15 protein-coding genes are annotated in these 16116 nt (G+C 67.9%); 2 read left to right on the forward strand and 13 right to left on the reverse strand.

Translation table 11 applies throughout. The features are described from left to right. Window positions 1-65: 65 nt before the first annotated feature. The 7 genes from FOH10_RS25920 to FOH10_RS25950 all read right to left on the reverse strand — a co-directional run bounded on the left by FOH10_RS25920 (window position 66) and on the right by FOH10_RS25950 (window position 6902). A complete protein-coding gene (locus tag FOH10_RS25920) occupies window positions 66-902 on the reverse strand; it encodes an SDR family oxidoreductase (RefSeq protein WP_143982683.1) in 837 nt (278 codons plus the stop codon). Between the two features lie 246 nt (window positions 903-1148). Then, window positions 1149-2024: an alpha/beta fold hydrolase gene (locus tag FOH10_RS25925; RefSeq protein WP_143982684.1), complete on the reverse strand. Its 876-nt coding sequence runs from the start codon at window positions 2022-2024 to the stop codon at window positions 1149-1151. 88 nt (window positions 2025-2112) lie between these two features. Continuing rightward, entirely contained in the window at window positions 2113-3375 is a 1263-nt protein-coding gene (locus FOH10_RS25930; protein WP_143982685.1) for an acyl-CoA dehydrogenase family protein, read from the reverse strand. A 46-nt stretch (window positions 3376-3421) separates the two neighbouring features. Then, window positions 3422-4300, reverse strand: a complete 879-nt coding sequence (locus tag FOH10_RS25935) for an SDR family oxidoreductase (RefSeq protein ID WP_143982686.1) — start codon at window positions 4298-4300, stop codon at window positions 3422-3424. Window positions 4301-4314: 14 nt separating this feature from the next. Then, a complete protein-coding gene (locus FOH10_RS25940; protein WP_143982687.1) occupies window positions 4315-5178 on the reverse strand; it encodes a MaoC/PaaZ C-terminal domain-containing protein in 864 nt (287 codons plus the stop codon). Window position 5179: 1 nt separating this feature from the next. Further along, entirely contained in the window at window positions 5180-5617 is a 438-nt protein-coding gene (locus FOH10_RS25945; RefSeq protein WP_143982688.1) for a type II toxin-antitoxin system Rv0910 family toxin, read from the reverse strand. Between the two features lie 79 nt (window positions 5618-5696). Then, a complete protein-coding gene (locus FOH10_RS25950; RefSeq protein ID WP_039810183.1) occupies window positions 5697-6902 on the reverse strand; it encodes a lipid-transfer protein in 1206 nt (401 codons plus the stop codon). 335 nt (window positions 6903-7237) lie between these two features. Between FOH10_RS25950 and FOH10_RS25955 the strand changes: the two genes are divergently transcribed. Then, window positions 7238-8890 (forward strand): purine-cytosine permease family protein, encoded by a 1653-nt coding sequence (locus tag FOH10_RS25955; RefSeq protein ID WP_186000589.1) that lies wholly within the window; start codon window positions 7238-7240, stop codon window positions 8888-8890. 132 nt (window positions 8891-9022) lie between these two features. Here FOH10_RS25955 and FOH10_RS25960 read toward each other — a convergent pair whose 3' ends face one another. The 4 genes from FOH10_RS25960 to FOH10_RS25975 form a co-directional block, all read right to left on the reverse strand. Then, window positions 9023-9667, reverse strand: coding sequence for a TetR/AcrR family transcriptional regulator (locus FOH10_RS25960; RefSeq protein ID WP_039810180.1), 645 nt, complete (start codon window positions 9665-9667; stop codon window positions 9023-9025). 99 nt (window positions 9668-9766) lie between these two features. Further along, the gene (locus FOH10_RS25965) at window positions 9767-10537 is read right to left on the reverse strand and encodes a MerR family transcriptional regulator (RefSeq protein ID WP_143982689.1); all 771 of its coding nucleotides are present in this window, start codon (window positions 10535-10537) and stop codon (window positions 9767-9769) included. Between the two features lie 28 nt (window positions 10538-10565). Beyond that, window positions 10566-11426 carry an alpha/beta fold hydrolase gene (locus FOH10_RS25970; protein WP_143982690.1) on the reverse strand — a complete coding sequence of 287 codons (861 nt, stop codon included), beginning with the start codon at window positions 11424-11426 and terminating at the stop codon, window positions 10566-10568. A gap of 52 nt (window positions 11427-11478) precedes the next feature. After that, on the reverse strand, window positions 11479-12633 hold the full coding sequence (locus tag FOH10_RS25975; RefSeq protein ID WP_143984322.1) for an MFS transporter: 1155 nt from the start codon (window positions 12631-12633) through the stop codon (window positions 11479-11481). 545 nt (window positions 12634-13178) lie between these two features. Here FOH10_RS25975 and FOH10_RS25980 point away from each other — a divergent pair. Continuing rightward, window positions 13179-13448: a hypothetical protein gene (locus tag FOH10_RS25980; RefSeq protein ID WP_143982691.1), complete on the forward strand. Its 270-nt coding sequence runs from the start codon at window positions 13179-13181 to the stop codon at window positions 13446-13448. Window positions 13449-13527: 79 nt separating this feature from the next. Here the strand turns inward: FOH10_RS25980 and FOH10_RS25985 are convergent, their stop codons facing one another. Further along, window positions 13528-14535, reverse strand: coding sequence for a glycerophosphodiester phosphodiesterase family protein (locus FOH10_RS25985; protein WP_143982692.1), 1008 nt, complete (start codon window positions 14533-14535; stop codon window positions 13528-13530). A gap of 239 nt (window positions 14536-14774) precedes the next feature. Beyond that, window positions 14775-15992, reverse strand: a complete 1218-nt coding sequence (locus FOH10_RS25990) for an NADP-dependent isocitrate dehydrogenase (RefSeq protein WP_039810171.1) — start codon at window positions 15990-15992, stop codon at window positions 14775-14777. Window positions 15993-16116: the final 124 nt, after the last annotated feature.

A 16116-nucleotide genomic window follows, 5' to 3' on the forward strand; every position in this document is an offset into this window, starting at 1 on the left:
CACGGTGAGCCTCGACACCCGCGCCGGTTGCCCGCCTCGGCGAACGAGCATGGGCGGTCGTCCGCTCAGTTCTCGCCGCGGGCACGCTGTTCGTACGCACGCCGCGCGTCCTGGTCGACCTCATCGGTGAACACGTGCTCGAGCCCGAAGGCGCGGCCCAGGAACTCCTTGGCCGTGCGGGGCAGGAAGTACTGGAGGTGCACCAGCGCGCCCGCGATGCGGGTCACCGACACCCGGTGGCGCGGTTTGGCGATGAGTCCGGCGACCGCGTCGGCGATATCCTGCGGCTCCGCGTTGCGCAATCCCTTCGCGCCCTGGGTACCGGCGATGAGTTCGGTATTGGTGAAGGTCGGAGCCACGGCGGAGAAGTGCACGCCGGAATCGCGATTCTCCAGTCGCAGCGCCTCGGTGAGCTGGAGCACCGCGGCCTTGCTGGCGCAGTAGGTGACCAGGCCCGGGGTCGGCGCCTCACCCGCCAGGGAGGCGATATTGATGATGTGGCCGCGCCCGCGCGGCAGCATGCGCTGGGCGGCGAGCTTGCTGCCCAGCACCACGCCGTACACATTGATGTCGAGAATGCGCCGGGTGACCCGGTCCGGTTCGTCCGCGAAGCGGCCCGCGGGCATGATCCCGGCATTGTTGACCAGGACGTCGAGCGGGCCCAACCGCCGCTCGACTTCGTCCAGGAACGCGGTGAAGCTGTCGGGGTCGGTGACGTCGAGCGTGCCGTAGACCTCCAGGCCCAGGTCCGCGCCCGACTCCTTCACCTTGGCCTCGTCCACATCGCCGATGGCCACCAGCGCCCCGAGATCCCGGAGCGTGCGCGCGGTCGCGTACCCGATACCGCGCGCTCCTCCCGTGATCACCACGACCTTGCCCGCGATTGTCGCCGCCGTACTCATCTCGCCTCCAAGTCGGCATGGGGGAATCCGTCCGGCTCCATCCCCCACTCGGCCGGGAAATCGGCCGGATCACTAGTTCGATAATTCATCGCCCGCCGCTATCGCGCAGGCATTCGGACGAATCGTCCACACATCCCCGACCTCCGGTCCGGGACACCGGCCGAGCGGAATGCCATATCGGTCGGTTCTGTGGTCGAGTGCGATCCCCCCGGGCGGCTGGACTCCGTGCTGGGTCGACTCGGGCGGTCATCCGGCGCGCCCCACCGAATGCGCCCGGTCCACGAGTCCGAGCAACAAGCTGGTCACGGCATCGGGCTGGTCGAGTTGCGGGCAGTGCCCGGCGTGCGGCAGCACCACGAGTTCACTGCCCGGCAGCAGGCCGTGCAGGGCGCGGCTGGCGGCGACCGGAATGATGCGGTCGCGTGCGCCGTGCACGATCAGCGCCGGACACGTCACCGTGAGATCGCCGTGGGTGAACCGGTTTTCGCGGGCGTAGCGCACCGCGTCACGGCCTCGCGCGGCGGCGGCCGCCATGGTCGGCACCGACCTGATGGCCGACTCGACGAAGGCGGGATCGGGGCGCACCCCGGGCGCGTAGACGAATCGGGCGACACCGCGGCGCACGAACCAGTGCACCATCCGGTCCGGTACCGGCAGCGCGGCGGCCAGCTCGAACAGGCGCGCGTACTCCCGCCACCGGGCCACCCGCGCCAGCCAGTGCCGGGCCAGAATCGGTTCGTCCAGGGTCATCACCCCGGCGACCCGGCCCGAACGGTCGCGTCCGGCGGCGCGCACCGCGGTGGCCGCGCCGAGTGAATTTCCCACCAGCACAACGGGTCCGTGCGCCGCGACCAGCGCGTCGGCGAACACGTCGAACTGCGGACTCAACGGGCCGGGCAGCCGGGGATCGGCCAGGCCGAAGCCCGGCAGATCCACCGCGACGGCCTGCCGCCCGGCCGCCGCCAGCCGCGCCAGGACTCCGCGCCAGGTGTCGGCGCTGTCGCAGTAGCCGTGCAACAGCACGATGGTCGGCCCCGTCCCGCCGACCGCGAGTTCGCGGGTACGCACTCCGGCGTACTCGCGGGTGGATTCCCTCACCGCACCGTGATCGGATGGCGTCATCGCCGGACTCCCTGCTGTCGCGCGGCAGCGCTGCCGCGTACCCGCCGGAGCCGCCCGCCGCGCGCGGGCGACTCCGGACCGCCGTTCGCTACTGTGCGAGCAGCCCCTTGGCCACGTGGGTCACCTGAATCTCATTGCTACCGGCGTAGATCATGAGCGACTTGGCGTCCCGCGCCAGCTGCTCCACCCGGTACTCGGTCATGTAGCCGTTGCCGCCGAACAGCTGCACCGCCTCCATGGCCACCTCGGTGGCGGCCTCCGAGGCGTACAGCTTCATGGCCGAGGCTTCGGCGAGGGTGGGCTGCTTTCCGGCCCGCGCCCGCTCCAGCGCGCTGAACACCATGTTCTGCACATTGATTCGCGCCACCTCCATCTTGGCCAGCTTGAGCTGCACCAGCTGGAAACGGCCGATCTCCTGGCCCCACAGCTTGCGGTTCTTGGCGTAATCGATGCAGAGCCGGTGGCATTCGTTGATGATGCCCAGCGCCATGAAGGCCACGCCGACCCGCTCGGCGGTGAAACTCGAACGGGCGCTGTCGCGTCCGTCGCCGCCCTTGTGCTCCTCGGTCTCCCCGAGCAGGCGGTCCTTGGACAGTCGCACATTGTCGAAGAACAGTTCGCCGGTCGGTGAGGAGTGCAGGCCCATCTTCTTGAACGGCTTGCCCTGGGTGAAACCCTCCATGCCCTTGTCCAGCACGAAGGTCAACACCTTGCGATCCCGCTTCTCCGCACCGTCGCCCTCGCCGAGCTTGGCGTAGACCACCACCACATCGGCGTACGGGCCATTGGTGATGAAGGTCTTCTGCCCGTTGAGGATGTAGTCCTCACCGTCGCGCTTGACGTAGGTCTTCATGCCGCCGAAAGCGTCCGAACCCGAATCGGGTTCGGTGATCGCCCAGGCCGCGACCTTCTTCATGGTCACGATATCGGGCAGCCACCGCTCCTTCTGGGCGAGTGTGCCGCGCGACATGATGGTGGTGGCCCCGAGACCGATGGAGACGCCCATGGCGCTCACCAAACCCATGCAGACACCGGACAGTTCGCCGATGAGCACGGCCATCAGCGATTCCTGACCGCTGAACGGGCTGCCGCCGGACTCCTTCTTCGGCTTCTCCGGCAGCGGCTCCCCGGCGGCGAGTGCCTCCTCCCGCGCCCGCTGCTTGGCCAGCATCTTGGTGACCATCTCGCCGGTCATGACGTCGATGCCGAACTCGCTGAACAGCTTGCGAATCACCGGGTACGGCGACATCTCACCGCTGTCCAGGGCGTCCAGGTTGGGACGGACCTCCTTGTCGATGAACGCGCGGACCGCGCCGCGGATCATCTCATCGGTCTCGGACCACTCGAACATCGTTGTTCTCCTCGATCTTTCGCCAGATCTTTCGGGTCGGTAGGGGTCAGGGCAGCCGGTTGGCGATGTCGTCTACGGCCCACGGACCTTCGGTCTCGATGGTCTTCACGTCGTGCCAGCCCGCCAGCTCGGAGATGGCACCGCCCTGCACCGCGAACACCTTGCCGGTGATCGGGCACTTCTCGGTGGCCAGGTAGGCCACCAGTGGCGAGATGTTGGCGGGGCTGAAGGCGTCGAATCCACCCTCCTCCACCGCATCCGCCTCGGCCGCCATCATCGCGCCCATCCCCGGGGTGGCCAGGGTGAGGCGGGTGCGGGCGATCGGGGCGATGGCGTTCACGCGCACGCCGTAGCGGGCCAGCTCGTCGGCGGCCACCAGGGTGAGCGCGGCGATACCAGCCTTGGCCGCACCGTAATTCGCCTGACCGGCGTTCGGCACCGTGGTGCCCGAGGCCGAGGCGGTGTTGACGACCGCGGCGGCGGGCTGGTTGCCCGCCTTGGACTGGTCCTTCCAGTACGCGGCGGCATGGCGCAGCACCGCGGCATGGCCCTTGAGATGGACGGCGATGACCGCGTCCCACTGCGATTCGTCCATGCCCGCGATGAAGCTGTCGCGCAGGATGCCCGCGTTGTTGACCACGACATCGAGGCGACCGAATTCCGAAACCGCCTGATCGACCAGATTTTTCGCGCCCTGCCAGTCGGCGACGCTGTCGGTGTTCGCTACCGCTCGCCCCCCTGCGGCGACGATCTCGTTCACGACCTCCTGTGCCGGGCCCGCATCGGAGCCCTCACCGGCATTGCTGCCGCCCAGATCGTTCACGACGACGGCCGCGCCCTCGCGGGCGAACAGCAGCGCGTGTTCCCGGCCGATGCCGCGACCGGCGCCGGTGATGACGGCCACCCGGCCCTCGAGTGCACCCATGGAAATCTTTCCTTTCAGTCGGCGACCACGGCCAGGCCGTCGGTCAGCACCAGGTCGTCACCGCGCGCGGTCACGAATGCGTAGGTGGTGAGCCCGTTCTCACTGTCGGCCCGCCAGATCCGGGTCTCCAGATCGTCATCGGGGAAGACCATCTTCGAGAAGCGCACCGCGAACCGCTTCAGCCGGTGCACATCCGAGCCCGCCACCGCGGTGAGCACACCCCACGACGACATGGCCATGGTGCACAGGCCGTGCGCGATGATGCCCGGCAGTCCGGCGTCCTTGGCGACCTGCTCGTCCAGGTGGATCGGCACCGGATCACCGGAGGCCGGTGCGTAGCGGTAGGTCTGGTCGGCGTCGACGTGCGCGGCGACCGTGGCCAGCGGCTTCCGCTCCGCCAGCGCCGGATCGAACTTGTGCGCCGGGGCGGTGTCGCCCACGCGCGGCCCGGCGTCGAGGTTGCGGAAGAACGCGGTCAGGTACTGCTCGTTGACCAGTTCGCCGTCCTCGGCGCGGCATTCGATGAGCACGGTGATGGTGGAGCCGTTGTCGCGGCCCTCGTAGCCGATGACCTTGGCGCGTGACGACAGCTTGTCACCGGGGCGGATGGGCCGATGGAAGTGGAAGTCCTGCTCGCCGTGCACGACCCGGCCGAAGACGTCCATCGGAACCACGTCGATGATCGGCACCATCATGGCGTCGAACACCGGCACGATCCCGAAGATCGGCGGCGCGACATCGCCGCTGCGATGCGCTTCGATGGGATCGTTGGTGGCGGCGGCATATTCGGCGATCCGCTCCCGCGTGACCTCGAAGGGCTCCTCGTCGCTCCAGACGTCGAGCCCTTTGGGGTCGAATTCGACTGCGGTGCTCGGCATCTCAGGCCGCCGTGGCGAGGGTGTCGAGCTGCGCGAGAGTCTTGTCCAGCTGGGTCAGGCCGTCCTTCTCGACCGCCTTGCCGAGTGCGCCCTTGATGAGCGCGCCCTCGAAGTCACCGGAGACGGCGAACTTGGTGCCGTCGCCCTCGGCCGTGATGTCGAAGGTGAACTGCACCTTCACCCCGGCCATGCCGGTGCCGCTGAGCACCATCTTGTTGGGCGACTCGACGCTCTCCACCACCCACTCGATCTTGTTCGCCATACCGAGCATGACGATCTTGGCGACCAGCTTGGCGCCGGGGGCCAGGGTGGCGGGCGGCTCCTCCATCCACCGCTCGTGGATGGAGAACCACTTGTCCCAGGTCTGCGGGTCGGAGACGACCGCCCACAGGGCGTCCGGGGTGGCGTTGAGGGTCTTGCTGGCTTCGATGTGGCCCATGATGAAACTCCTGTGCTGTTGCCCGCTCCCCCGGCGTTGCCGGGCGCGGGACCTGAGTGAAATGAGAAGGTCGGCTGCCTCAGCGCTCGGCGCGCTGGTAGGCGGTGACGACGGCCGCGCCGCCCAGGCCGATGTTGTGCTGGAGTGCGGCGGTCACGTTGTCCACCTGGCGCTTGTCGGCTGTGCCGCGCAACTGCCAGGTCAGTTCCGAGCACTGCGCCAGACCGGTCGCGCCCAGCGGGTGCCCCTTGGAGATGAGCCCGCCGGAGGGGTTCACCACCCACTTGCCGCCGTAGGTGGTCTGGTTCGCGTCGATGAGCTTCCCGGCCTCGCCCTCGCCACACAGGCCCAGGGCCTCGTACAGCAGCAGCTCATTGGCGGAGAAGCAGTCGTGCAGTTCGATGACCTGGAAGTCCTCCGGGCCCAGCCCGGCCTGGTCGTACACGCTGCGCGCGGCCTGGACGTTCATGTCGTAGCCGATGATGTTCTTGGCGGTGCCGTCGAAGGTGGAGGCGAAGTCGGTGGTCATGGCCTGCCCGACGATCTCCACCGCCTGTCCGGCGAGGCCGTGCTTGTCCACGAACGCCTCACTGGCCAAAATGACCGCGCCGGAGCCGTCGGAGGTGGGCGAGCACTGGAGTTTGGTCAGCGGGTCGTAGATCATGCGCGCGCCCAGGATGTCGTCGAGCGAATACTCGTCCTGGAACTGCGAATACGGGTTGTTGACCGAGTGCTTGTGGTTCTTGTAGCCGATCTTGGCGAAGTGTTCGGCGGTGGTGCCGTACTGCTTCATGTGCTCCCGCCCGGCCGCGCCGAACATCCACGGGGCCACCGGGAACAGCACCTCGGAGATCTCGGCGAGCGCGAGAATGTGCTTGCCCATGGGCTGTTCGCGGTCGTCCCAGGTGGACTCCAGCGAGCCCGGCTTCATACGCTCGAAGCCCAGGGCGAGGGTGCAGTCCGCGAGACCGCCCCGAATCGCCTGCGCCGCAAGGTAGAGCGCGGTCGAACCGGTCGAGCAGTTGTTGTTCACATTGACGATCGGGATGCCGGTCATGCCGAGTTCGTAGACGGCGCGCTGGCCCGAGGTGGATTCGCCGTACACGTAGCCGACGTATGCCTGCTGCACTTCCCGATAGTCGATCCCGGCGTCCGCGAGAGCCTTGGTACCGGACTCCCGCGCCATATCGGGGTAGTCCCAGTCGCTGCCGTCCTCGTTCTTGCGGCGGCCCGGCTTCTCGAACTTCGTCATGCCGACGCCGACGACGTAGACCCTGTTCGTCATCGAACTCCTCACATTCGCGATCCGTGCGGATCGAACTGGCCACAAACATACAGCTCTGTACGTAACTAGACAAGAGCTATCCGATCGGACCGCGAATCCGACACTAAAACCGCAGCTTAGCCAGCAGATATCACACATACAGCCAGAGGTGTATGTGGACTCTTTCGCGGGCGCACGCGTAGCCGATATGCCAGCCGATAGCCAACCTCTGTGATCCACGCCACCGGTGAGGATGACGTAACGGCCGCGTAATGGATCGGAAATTGCCCGTGCACATCCCTGTACGAAGTTCACATGGTTGCTGTGCACGCTGAGAGGTTTGACGGGAGTAGCACGTGGTCGATATCGATACCCGCGCGACCGATTCGGATGGAATAGCCGCCGCCAAGGAGACCTTGGAGGACTACACCCTCCGATTCGCCCCGCGCAGCTATCGCAAATGGAGTCCGGCGGTGGTCGGCGTCTCCGCCCTCGGCGGCATCGCCTACCTGGCCGACTTCGCCATCGGAGCGAATATCGGAATCGCGCACGGAACCGGAAACGCGCTGCTGGGCATCGGTATTTTCGCGATCGTGGTGATGCTCACCGGATTTCCGCTGGCCTACTATGCCGCGCGGTACAACCTCGATCTCGATCTCATCACGCGCGGTAGCGGATTCGGTTATTACGGCTCGATCGTGACGAATGTGGTGTTCGCGTCGTTCACCTTCATCTTCTTCGCGCTCGAGGGCTCCATCATGGCGCAGGGCCTGGAATTGGGCCTGGGCGTACCGCTCTGGCTGGGTTATCTGGTGTCCACGCTCATCATCTTCCCGCTGGTCATCTACGGCATGAACACGCTCGCGAAACTGCAGGTGTGGACGACGCCGCTGTGGTTGCTGCTGATGGTGCTGCCCTTCGGATTCCTGCTGGTGCGCCATCCGGATTCGGTGTCGGCGTTCTTCGCCTACGGCGGCGAGGACGGTGCGGGCGTGAGCCTGTCGGGCACCCTGCTGGCCGCGGGCGTCTGCCTGTCGCTCATCGCGCAGATCGCCGAGCAGATCGACTATCTGCGCTTCATGCCGCCGCGGACGCCGGAGAACGCGCGCCGCTGGTGGACGTGGATGCTGCTGGCCGGACCGGGCTGGGTGGTGTTCGGCGCGCTCAAGCAGGTGGTCGGCCTGTTCCTGGCGGTCTACCTGATCGCGAATCTGCCTGCCGCGCAGGGCATCGCGAATCAGCCGGTGCACCAGTTCCTGGAGATCTACAAGGATATGGTGCCGGGCTGGCTGGCCATGACCCTGGCGGTGGTGCTGGTGGTCATCTCGCAGATCAAGATCAACGTGACCAATGCCTACTCGGGCTCGCTGGCCTGGACCAACTCCTACACCCGGGTCACCAAGACCTACCCGGGCCGCCTGGTCTTCCTGGTGGTGAACCTGGCCATCGCACTGGTGCTCATGGAAGCCAACATGTTCGACTTCCTGAACAACATCCTGGGCTTCTACGCCAACTGCGGTATCGCCTGGATCGTCACCGTGGCAACGGATATCGCGATCAACAAGTACGTGCTGAAGCTCTCGCCCAAGGTGCCGGAGTTCCGCCGCGGCATGCTCTACGACTTCAACCCCGTGGGCCTGGTCGGCTTCGGCCTCTCGACGGTACTGTCCATCGCCACCTTCTTCGGCCTCTTCGGCGACCTGCTGAAGCCGTACTCGCCGCTGGTCGCCATCGTGGTCGCCTTCGTCGCGACGCCGGTCATGGCCCTCGCCACGAAGGGCCGGTACTACCTGCGTCGCGACGACGACGGCATCGACGCGCCGATGTTCGACGAGCACGGCAACCCGTCGGGTGAGACGCTGCCTTGCGTGGTCACCGGCATGGAGTTCGAGCGGCCCGACATGATCGCCTCGGCGGTGCCGGGTCCGGAGGGCGAGATCCAGTACATCAGCTCACTGGCACTGTCCACGGACAAGGCGGGCGTCCACCTGCTGCCCCGCCAGCACTGAGTTCGACCGGGGCCAGCGCGGACCGAAAGCGATTGCGGCCCGGCACCTTCGGGTGCCGGGCCCGTTTCATGCGGGAGCGGAACCGAGCTGATTTCCGGACACGACACTCCGGGTGCGGCGGGTGGTCGCGCCTCAGTCGGTGAGCCGGATGCCCGGCAATGCCACCTGGGCGGCGGTGCGCAGGTGTTCCGAGGCGCGCTGCCAGCGACGGTGCGCGCGTTCGGTGCCCGGGTCCACGAAGCTGGAGACCAGGATGCCGCGCAGCGCGTCCATGGCCGTGTACACGAAATCGCGGGCGTCCTTGCGCTCCACCTCGTCCGGCACGTACCGGCTCAGCGCCATGAGCACCGCGTTGTTGACGAACGGCTCCACCTTGCGCACCTCGGCCGCCAGCTCCGGATCGGTGCGCCCCGCCACCCACAGCTCCATGGCCGCGATGAACAGCGGCCCCTGATGCAGCTCCCACAGCGATTCCAGCACCGTGGCAATGGGATCCGGCCCCGACTTGATCTTCCCGAGCTCCTGCATGGCCGCCTCGGTCCGCCGCTGCGCCAGATGGTTCACCGCCGCGACCACCAGATCGTTCTTGGACCCGAAGTGGTGCACCTGCGCACCCCGCGTGACCCCGGCCCGCTCCGCCACCCGCGGCGTGGTGGTCCCCGCGTACCCGTACTCGACGAGGCAGTCGATGGTGGCGTCGAGTAACCTCGTCCGCATCTCACTACTGCGCTGCTCCTGAGTGCGGCGCGGCGGCTTCGAGACTGCGGAGCTGGTCATTCCGACGATTCTACACTTACATGCAGATCTGTACGTAACTGACCGCCGCGCGATCCGCCTGCCGCGCCGCCGGCGGCCCGGCGCGACGACCCGCGATGATCACGCCGGATCGACCCGCTCCAACCTGGTCCACCCCGACCACCCGCGATCGGTCAACAGTTCCGTCATACGACGCACCGGCGCGGCGGCCTCCCGTGCCAGGCTGTCGATCAGGTCGACCAGTGGCTGCTCGATACCGCCGCCCACATACTCCGCGCCCTCGGCATCGGCCAGTCGCGTGAAATAGGCCGCCAGCCGGTCGGCCAACGCGGTCAGCAGGGTCTCGTCGTCCGGCCGATCCAGGACCCGGCCGAGGGTCAGATAGAAGTCGACGAGTTCGGGTTCCGCGAGGTGTTCGCGCTTGCGCGCCAGCAGCACCGGGACCAGATCGGGCGAGCGGGCGGCCAGGGGAATCCAGCCATCACGCTCGACCCGGACGATCCGCTCGTCGACCCCGAGCGCCCGCAGCCGATCGAGGAATTCCACCACCTCCGGCGGCAGCGCCAATTCCTCCCCGGCGGCCAGCCGCGCGATCCGTTCCCGGTATCGCTGCCGCTTCCGGATCTCCGCACGCAGTCGCCGATCGATCTCCGTGATCGCCGCCGCGAACTCCTCCGGCCCCGCCCGCAGCAGTTCGCGCACCCGCGCGAGCGGAACCCCGGCGTCGGCGAGCGTTCGGATCCTGATCAACTCGACAACGGCGCCGGCATCGTACCTGCGGTAGCCGGAGTGGTCGCGTTCCGGCTCCGGCAGCAGACCCACGGCGTGGTAGTGGCGCACCGCCCGTACCGTCACGCCCGCGTAGGACGCCAATTCGCCGATCGTCAACATCGGACCCGCCTTCCGGCTCTACTGCTGCTCAGGAGGGTGGCCGACCGTCGGCGGCCCGCGTATCCCGGATGATCCGCGCGATCTCCGGGGCATGGGTCACGACCAGTCCGTGATCGGCGTCCAGCCAGCTCGTGGCGATGTGCGGGAACTCGCGAACCAGGCGCTGCACACCCGCCCGCCAGAGCCCGTTGTAGCGGCGCGATCCGGCGTCGTCACCGCTGCCGGCCATCGAGGTCGACATGATCATGGTGATCGGACAGCCGATCGCGCGGTATCGGTCGATGATGCCGGATCCGACCACGGCATTGTCGAGCACGGCATTGTCGAGATCGAGTCCGGACCGCATCCGGTCGATCTCGAGGTTGAGCTCGAGGATCTCGCGCCCCGTGAGCACGACCCGGCGCGCGGGATCCGCCACCGCCTGCCGTTCGCGCGCGGCGTCTTCCCACAAGGCACGGAATCCCGGCAGATCGGCGGCGGTGATGAACGGTGTGGGGATCGGATTCGCGCCGTCGATGAGGACGAGCCGTGCGATCGAGCCGGAGGATTCGGCGGCGTAGTGCGCGATCACGTCCGCGCCGTAGGAGTGGCCGACGAGAACCGGCGGCTCGGCCAGGCCGTCGCGGACGAGTTCGGTCATCACGGCGCGGAAGTCACCGAGGAACGCCTCGAACGCATACACCGCGCCCGCCGAGGTGCGGCCGTGGCCGCGGAGGTCGAAGCTCACCACCTCGTGGTCGCGCCGCAACAACCCGATCAGCTCGGACAACTCCGCCTGGGTGGAGGTGAGGCCCGGACACAGCACCAGCGGACGGCCCGTGCCGCCCCGGGAGACCGGGATGGCGACACCGTCGTGGGTAATCGTGCGGTGCTCGATTGTGGTAGCCATGCCGACAATGCTGCGGGGTTGACGCTGCGTCAGGGTCAACCCCGGGACGGGATCAGCGGCTGCTCACCCGCGCTTCGGTGCGGCGGGCCAGCGTGACCGTCACCGCGAACAGCAGTACGCCCAGGGTCGCCAGCCCGGCTCCGACGGCGGCCGGAGCGGTGTAGCCGAGGCCGGCGGCGATCACCAGGCCGCCCAGCCAGGCTCCGGCGGCATTGGCGATATTCAGCGCGGCGTGGTTGAGGGCGGCGGCCAGGGTTTGGGCTTCGTGGGCGACGTCCATGAGGCGGGTTTGCAGGGCCGGGGCCAGGGCCGCGCCCGAGGCGCCGACCAGGAAGGCGCCGAGGCCCGCGGTGACGGGGTTGTGAGCGGCCGCGATGAAGGCGGCGAGGATGACCACCATGGACAGCAGGGCGGCGAAGACCGCGCGGTTGACGCCGCGGTCGGTGAGGACGCCGCCGATGATATTGCCCGCGACCATGCCGAGGCCGAAGAGCATGAGCACGATGGGGACGAAGCCCAGGCGCATGCCCGCCACATCGGTGAGGGTGGTGGTGATGTAGGTGTAGACGGCGAACATGCCGCCGAAGCCGACCGCGCCGACCAGCAGCGTCAGCAACACCTGAGATTTGCCGAGCGCGCCGAGCTCGGTGCGCGGGTCGGTCATGCGAATGCCGGTGAGTTCCGGCACGAACCGCGCGATGGCGGCGACGGTGGCCACGCCGATCACGGCGACCACCACGTAGGCGTCCCGCCAGCCGAGGTGCTGGCCCATCCAGGTGGCGGCGGGAACGCCGACAACATTGGCGGCGCTCAAACCCAGCATAACCGCGGCAACCGCCTTGGCGCGCTGCCCCACCGGTGCGAGCGTGGCCGCCGCCAAGGAGGCCACACCGAAATACGCCCCGTGCGGCAGACCGGATACGAAGCGCGCCGCCACGAACGTCCCGAATGACGGCGCGAGCACCGACGCCGCATTGCCCAGCGTGAACGCCGCCATGAGCGCCATCAGCAAGCGCTTGCGCGGCACCCGCGCGCACAGCGCCGCGATCACCGGAGCACCGACCACCACACCCAGCGCGTACGCCGACACCGCATGACCCGCGGCGGGTTCGGAAACCTTCATGCCCCACGCGATATCCGGCAGCAAACCCATGGTGACGAACTCCGTGGTGCCGATACCGAAACCGCCCAGCGCCAGCGCGAGCATGGCGGGGATATGCCAACCGCTCCCGCCGGGCACGGCGGGCGCATCCCCGCCGGAAATGGACGGGGCGTGACCGTCCGTCGCGGCAACCCGGGTGCCTGGCATCCCGGACGCTCGCGCGCCCTGCGCGGCGGCCGCGCTCTCCTCGGTCGCGGCGGCGGACGTCTCGGCGGCAATCCCGGGTTCGGTCACAGTCCATGGCAACACCGCCGCGAACCCGACCGCCACCCGAGTATCGAGTGATCTCGGTCACGACCTGGCCGTAGTCATCATCCGGCTCGAAATACTCTGCCCCGCACAGCTTTCCACCTACCCTCAGGGCTCCGCAGACAGCGTGATCCCACTCACGCGGATGCGCGCGGCATCGACCAGTCGGTCGAGCTCGGACGGCGGCCGCGCGCCCTGGTGAACCCGCCTGGAATCCGCTCCAGATTCCGCCGCCGAGAACCGGGCAATCCGGAGCGGACCTGATAACTGGGGGCTCGCAGGCGCTGCTCCCCTCATGCATTGTCGAAACCCCGTGAACCGCAAGCGTTCACGGGGAACATATGGCACTCGACCAGGAGGTATCGTCAATGAAGAATATCGTGCGGATCGGCATCGTGACCGCGGCCGTGGCAGCGGCGCTCACCGGGACGACCGGCGGCGTCATGGCGGCGCCGCTGGAGTTGGAGCCGATGTCCGCCGGCGACGCCCATTCGCCCGCGGCACCCATCGACGGCGCCGTCGGCACGGGCAGCAGTGACCTGCTCGCGGTGCCGTTCGCGTTGATCAGCACCCTCAGCGGCCCCCCTTGCGGGAACCCGATGTTCTGCTGATCGTCGACCGCCGCGATGGTTCCGGCCGGGACGGTGGTCCCAGCCGCCATCGTTCGCCGCGGCGCGCTGTTCACGTGCGTCAGCGCAGCAGCGGCGCGACGACATCCACCCGGTTCGTCCACACCAGGCCGGTGAACCCGTCCGGAATCCGCTCCAGCGATTCCGGCGTGTCGAATCCCTCGGAGAATCCGCCGTCCCCGGCGACCAGCACCACGCGGGCGTCGGTGGCGGCCATCCGCTCCACGAACCGGTCGGGCCAGCCCCACAGGAAGCGGGTGTAGCCCTCGGGAATGTGCAGCTGGGTATTGCGGCAGGTGGCGGGGGCGGTGCCGGTCCAGCCGATGGCGGCGTACGCGCCGAGGCACTCCAGCATGATCTGCTTGGACATCACCCGCACGGTGGGCAGCGCCGCCCGCAGGGCCGCGATCGGCTTGTCACCGCCGTACACGGTGAGCGCGCTGCGCCGTTCGGCCGGTTCGGCGGCCAGCCGGGCGGCCAGGGCCTCGCCCTCGGCCGGGTCATTGCTCTTGATGTGGATCAACAGCGACCGGGTGGGGAAGGCGGTCAGCACCTCCTCCAGGGTGGGCATGAGACCGACGCCCTTACCTCGGAACGGAAAGGTCTTGCCGCCGTCGGCGGTATAGCCGTAGCCGATGTCGAGGCCGCGCAGTTCCGCCATGGTGTGGTCGCGGGTGGTGCCGGTGCCGTCGGTGCGGCAGTCCAGTTCCCAGTCGTGGAAGACGGCGAACTGGCCGTCGGCGGTCCAGTGCACGTCGAATTCGACCTGGTCGGCTCCGGCGTCGAAGGCGGCCCGCATGCCGGCGACGGTGTTCTCCAGATATCCGTGCTCGGGCGGGTGGATGCGCTCGGCGGTGCAGGTGTCGGCCTCGATCCCGTCCGGATCGAAGGTCTGGCCCAGACCGCGATGCGCGAGCACCAGCGGCCCGGCATCGGAGTCGGCGGCGGCCGGAGCCGGATCGATGCAGCCGAATCCGGCCAGCAGCAGGGCGACCAGGAGCGGGACCGTCCAGCGGCGCTGCCGTCGATGGGATCCGAAAGAACGCGAAAGGCGTTGTGTCGCAGACATCGTCCTGCATCCTGACATGTCCGCCGCGATTCGGGTAGACGCGTCCGGAAAACAGTTCGGGCACCCGCTCCACCGGTGAGTGGGGGCAGGTGCCCGGCATGTGTCGCGGCGATGGCTCCGGCCGGGACGGTGGTCCCGGCCGCCATCGTTCGCCGCGGCGCGCTGTTCACGTGCGTCAGCGCTGTGCCCATCCGCGCAACGCGGAGGAGCGGGTCGGGCGTGGGTACGCCCGGGATTGCTCAGCGCAGTTCGCGCGCCAGGTTGGCGTCCAGCACACCGAGGAATTCCTCGGTGGTCAGGTAGCCCTGATCCCCGCCGACCAGCAGCGCGAGATCCTTGGTCATCTGGCCGTCCTCGACGGTCTTGATGACGACGTCCTCGAGGGCCTGGGCGAAGCCGATGACCTCGGGGGTGTTGTCCAGCTTGCCGCGGTGGGCCAGACCACGGGTCCACGCGAAGATCGAGGCGATCGGGTTGGTGGAGGTGGGCTTGCCCTGCTGGTGCTGGCGGTAGTGCCGGGTGACGGTGCCGTGCGCGGCCTCCGCCTCACAGGTCCGGCCGTCCGGGGTGAGCAGCACGGAGGTCATCAGGCCCAGCGAGCCGAAGCCCTGCGCCACGGTGTCGGACTGCACGTCGCCGTCGTAGTTCTTGCAGGCCCAGACGTAGCCGCCCTCCCACTTCAGCGCGGAGGCGACCATATCGTCGATGAGGCGGTGCTCGTAGGTGAGACCGGCCGCGTCGAACTCCTCCTTGAACTCGGTCTCGTACACCTCCTGGAAGGTGTCCTTGAACATGCCGTCGTACGCCTTGAGGATGGTGTTCTTGGTCGACATGTACACCGGGTAGTTCTGCTGCAGGCCGTAGTTCAGCGAGGCCCGCGCGAAGTCCCGGATGGACTCCTGGAAGTTGTACATGCCCATGATGACGCCGCCGTCCTCGGGCATCTTCACGACCTCGTGGACGATCGGCTCGGAGCCGTCCTCCGGGGTGAAGGTGAGGGTGACGGTGCCCGCCTGGTGCACCTTGAAGTCGGTGGCGCGGTACTGGTCACCGAAGGCGTGGCGGCCGATGATGATCGGCTTGGTCCAGCCCGGAACCAGGCGCGGGACGTTGGAGATGATGATCGGCGCGCGGAAGATGGTGCCGCCGAGGATGTTGCGGATGGTGCCGTTGGGCGACCGCCACATCTTCTTCAGACCGAATTCCTTGACGCGGGCCTCATCGGGGGTGATCGTCGCGCACTTGACGCCGACGCCGTGCTTCTTGATGGCGTTGGCCGCGTCGATCGTGACCTGATCGTCGGTCTTGTCGCGGTACTCGATGCCGAGGTCGTAGTACTCGAGGTTCACATCGAGATACGGATTGATCAGCTTGTCTTTGATGAACTGCCAGATAATCCGGGTCATCTCATCGCCGTCGAGCTCGACGACGGTGCCTTCAACCTTGATCTTGGACATGGATCTTCGTGTCCTCCTAGGAAGGTGGTGCTCCCATTGCACGGCCGGTGAGCACCGCTTGTAGCGGACCCCAGCTGTTCAACAGACAACGTATACGCATGGCGCGCGGCACGGGGCCTGTGGT

It is taken from the genome of Nocardia otitidiscaviarum (assembly GCF_007362295.1).
Lineage (GTDB): Bacteria > Actinomycetota > Actinomycetes > Mycobacteriales > Mycobacteriaceae > Nocardia > Nocardia otitidiscaviarum.

What these genes read in the sequence shown, in the direction of transcription:
- FOH10_RS25920 (WP_143982683.1), bottom strand. Translation starts at nt 902, where the DNA reads ATGAGTACGGCGGCGACAATCGCGGGCAAGGTCGTGGTGATCACGGGA.
- FOH10_RS25925 (WP_143982684.1), bottom strand. Translation starts at nt 2,024, where the DNA reads ATGACGCCATCCGATCACGGTGCGGTGAGGGAATCCACCCGCGAGTAC.
- FOH10_RS25930 (WP_143982685.1), bottom strand. Translation starts at nt 3,375, where the DNA reads ATGTTCGAGTGGTCCGAGACCGATGAGATGATCCGCGGCGCGGTCCGC.
- FOH10_RS25935 (WP_143982686.1), bottom strand. Translation starts at nt 4,300, where the DNA reads ATGGGTGCACTCGAGGGCCGGGTGGCCGTCATCACCGGCGCCGGTCGC.
- FOH10_RS25940 (WP_143982687.1), bottom strand. Translation starts at nt 5,178, where the DNA reads ATGCCGAGCACCGCAGTCGAATTCGACCCCAAAGGGCTCGACGTCTGG.
- FOH10_RS25945 (WP_143982688.1), bottom strand. Translation starts at nt 5,617, where the DNA reads ATGGGCCACATCGAAGCCAGCAAGACCCTCAACGCCACCCCGGACGCC.
- FOH10_RS25950 (WP_039810183.1), bottom strand. Translation starts at nt 6,902, where the DNA reads ATGACGAACAGGGTCTACGTCGTCGGCGTCGGCATGACGAAGTTCGAG.
- FOH10_RS25960 (WP_039810180.1), bottom strand. Translation starts at nt 9,667, where the DNA reads ATGACCAGCTCCGCAGTCTCGAAGCCGCCGCGCCGCACTCAGGAGCAG.
- FOH10_RS25965 (WP_143982689.1), bottom strand. Translation starts at nt 10,537, where the DNA reads ATGTTGACGATCGGCGAATTGGCGTCCTACGCGGGCGTGACGGTACGG.
- FOH10_RS25970 (WP_143982690.1), bottom strand. Translation starts at nt 11,426, where the DNA reads ATGGCTACCACAATCGAGCACCGCACGATTACCCACGACGGTGTCGCC.
- FOH10_RS25975 (WP_143984322.1), bottom strand. Translation starts at nt 12,633, where the DNA reads ATGCTCGCGCTGGCGCTGGGCGGTTTCGGTATCGGCACCACGGAGTTC.
- FOH10_RS25980 (WP_143982691.1), top strand. Translation starts at nt 13,179, where the DNA reads ATGGCACTCGACCAGGAGGTATCGTCAATGAAGAATATCGTGCGGATC.
- FOH10_RS25985 (WP_143982692.1), bottom strand. Translation starts at nt 14,535, where the DNA reads ATGTCTGCGACACAACGCCTTTCGCGTTCTTTCGGATCCCATCGACGG.
- FOH10_RS25990 (WP_039810171.1), bottom strand. Translation starts at nt 15,992, where the DNA reads ATGTCCAAGATCAAGGTTGAAGGCACCGTCGTCGAGCTCGACGGCGAT.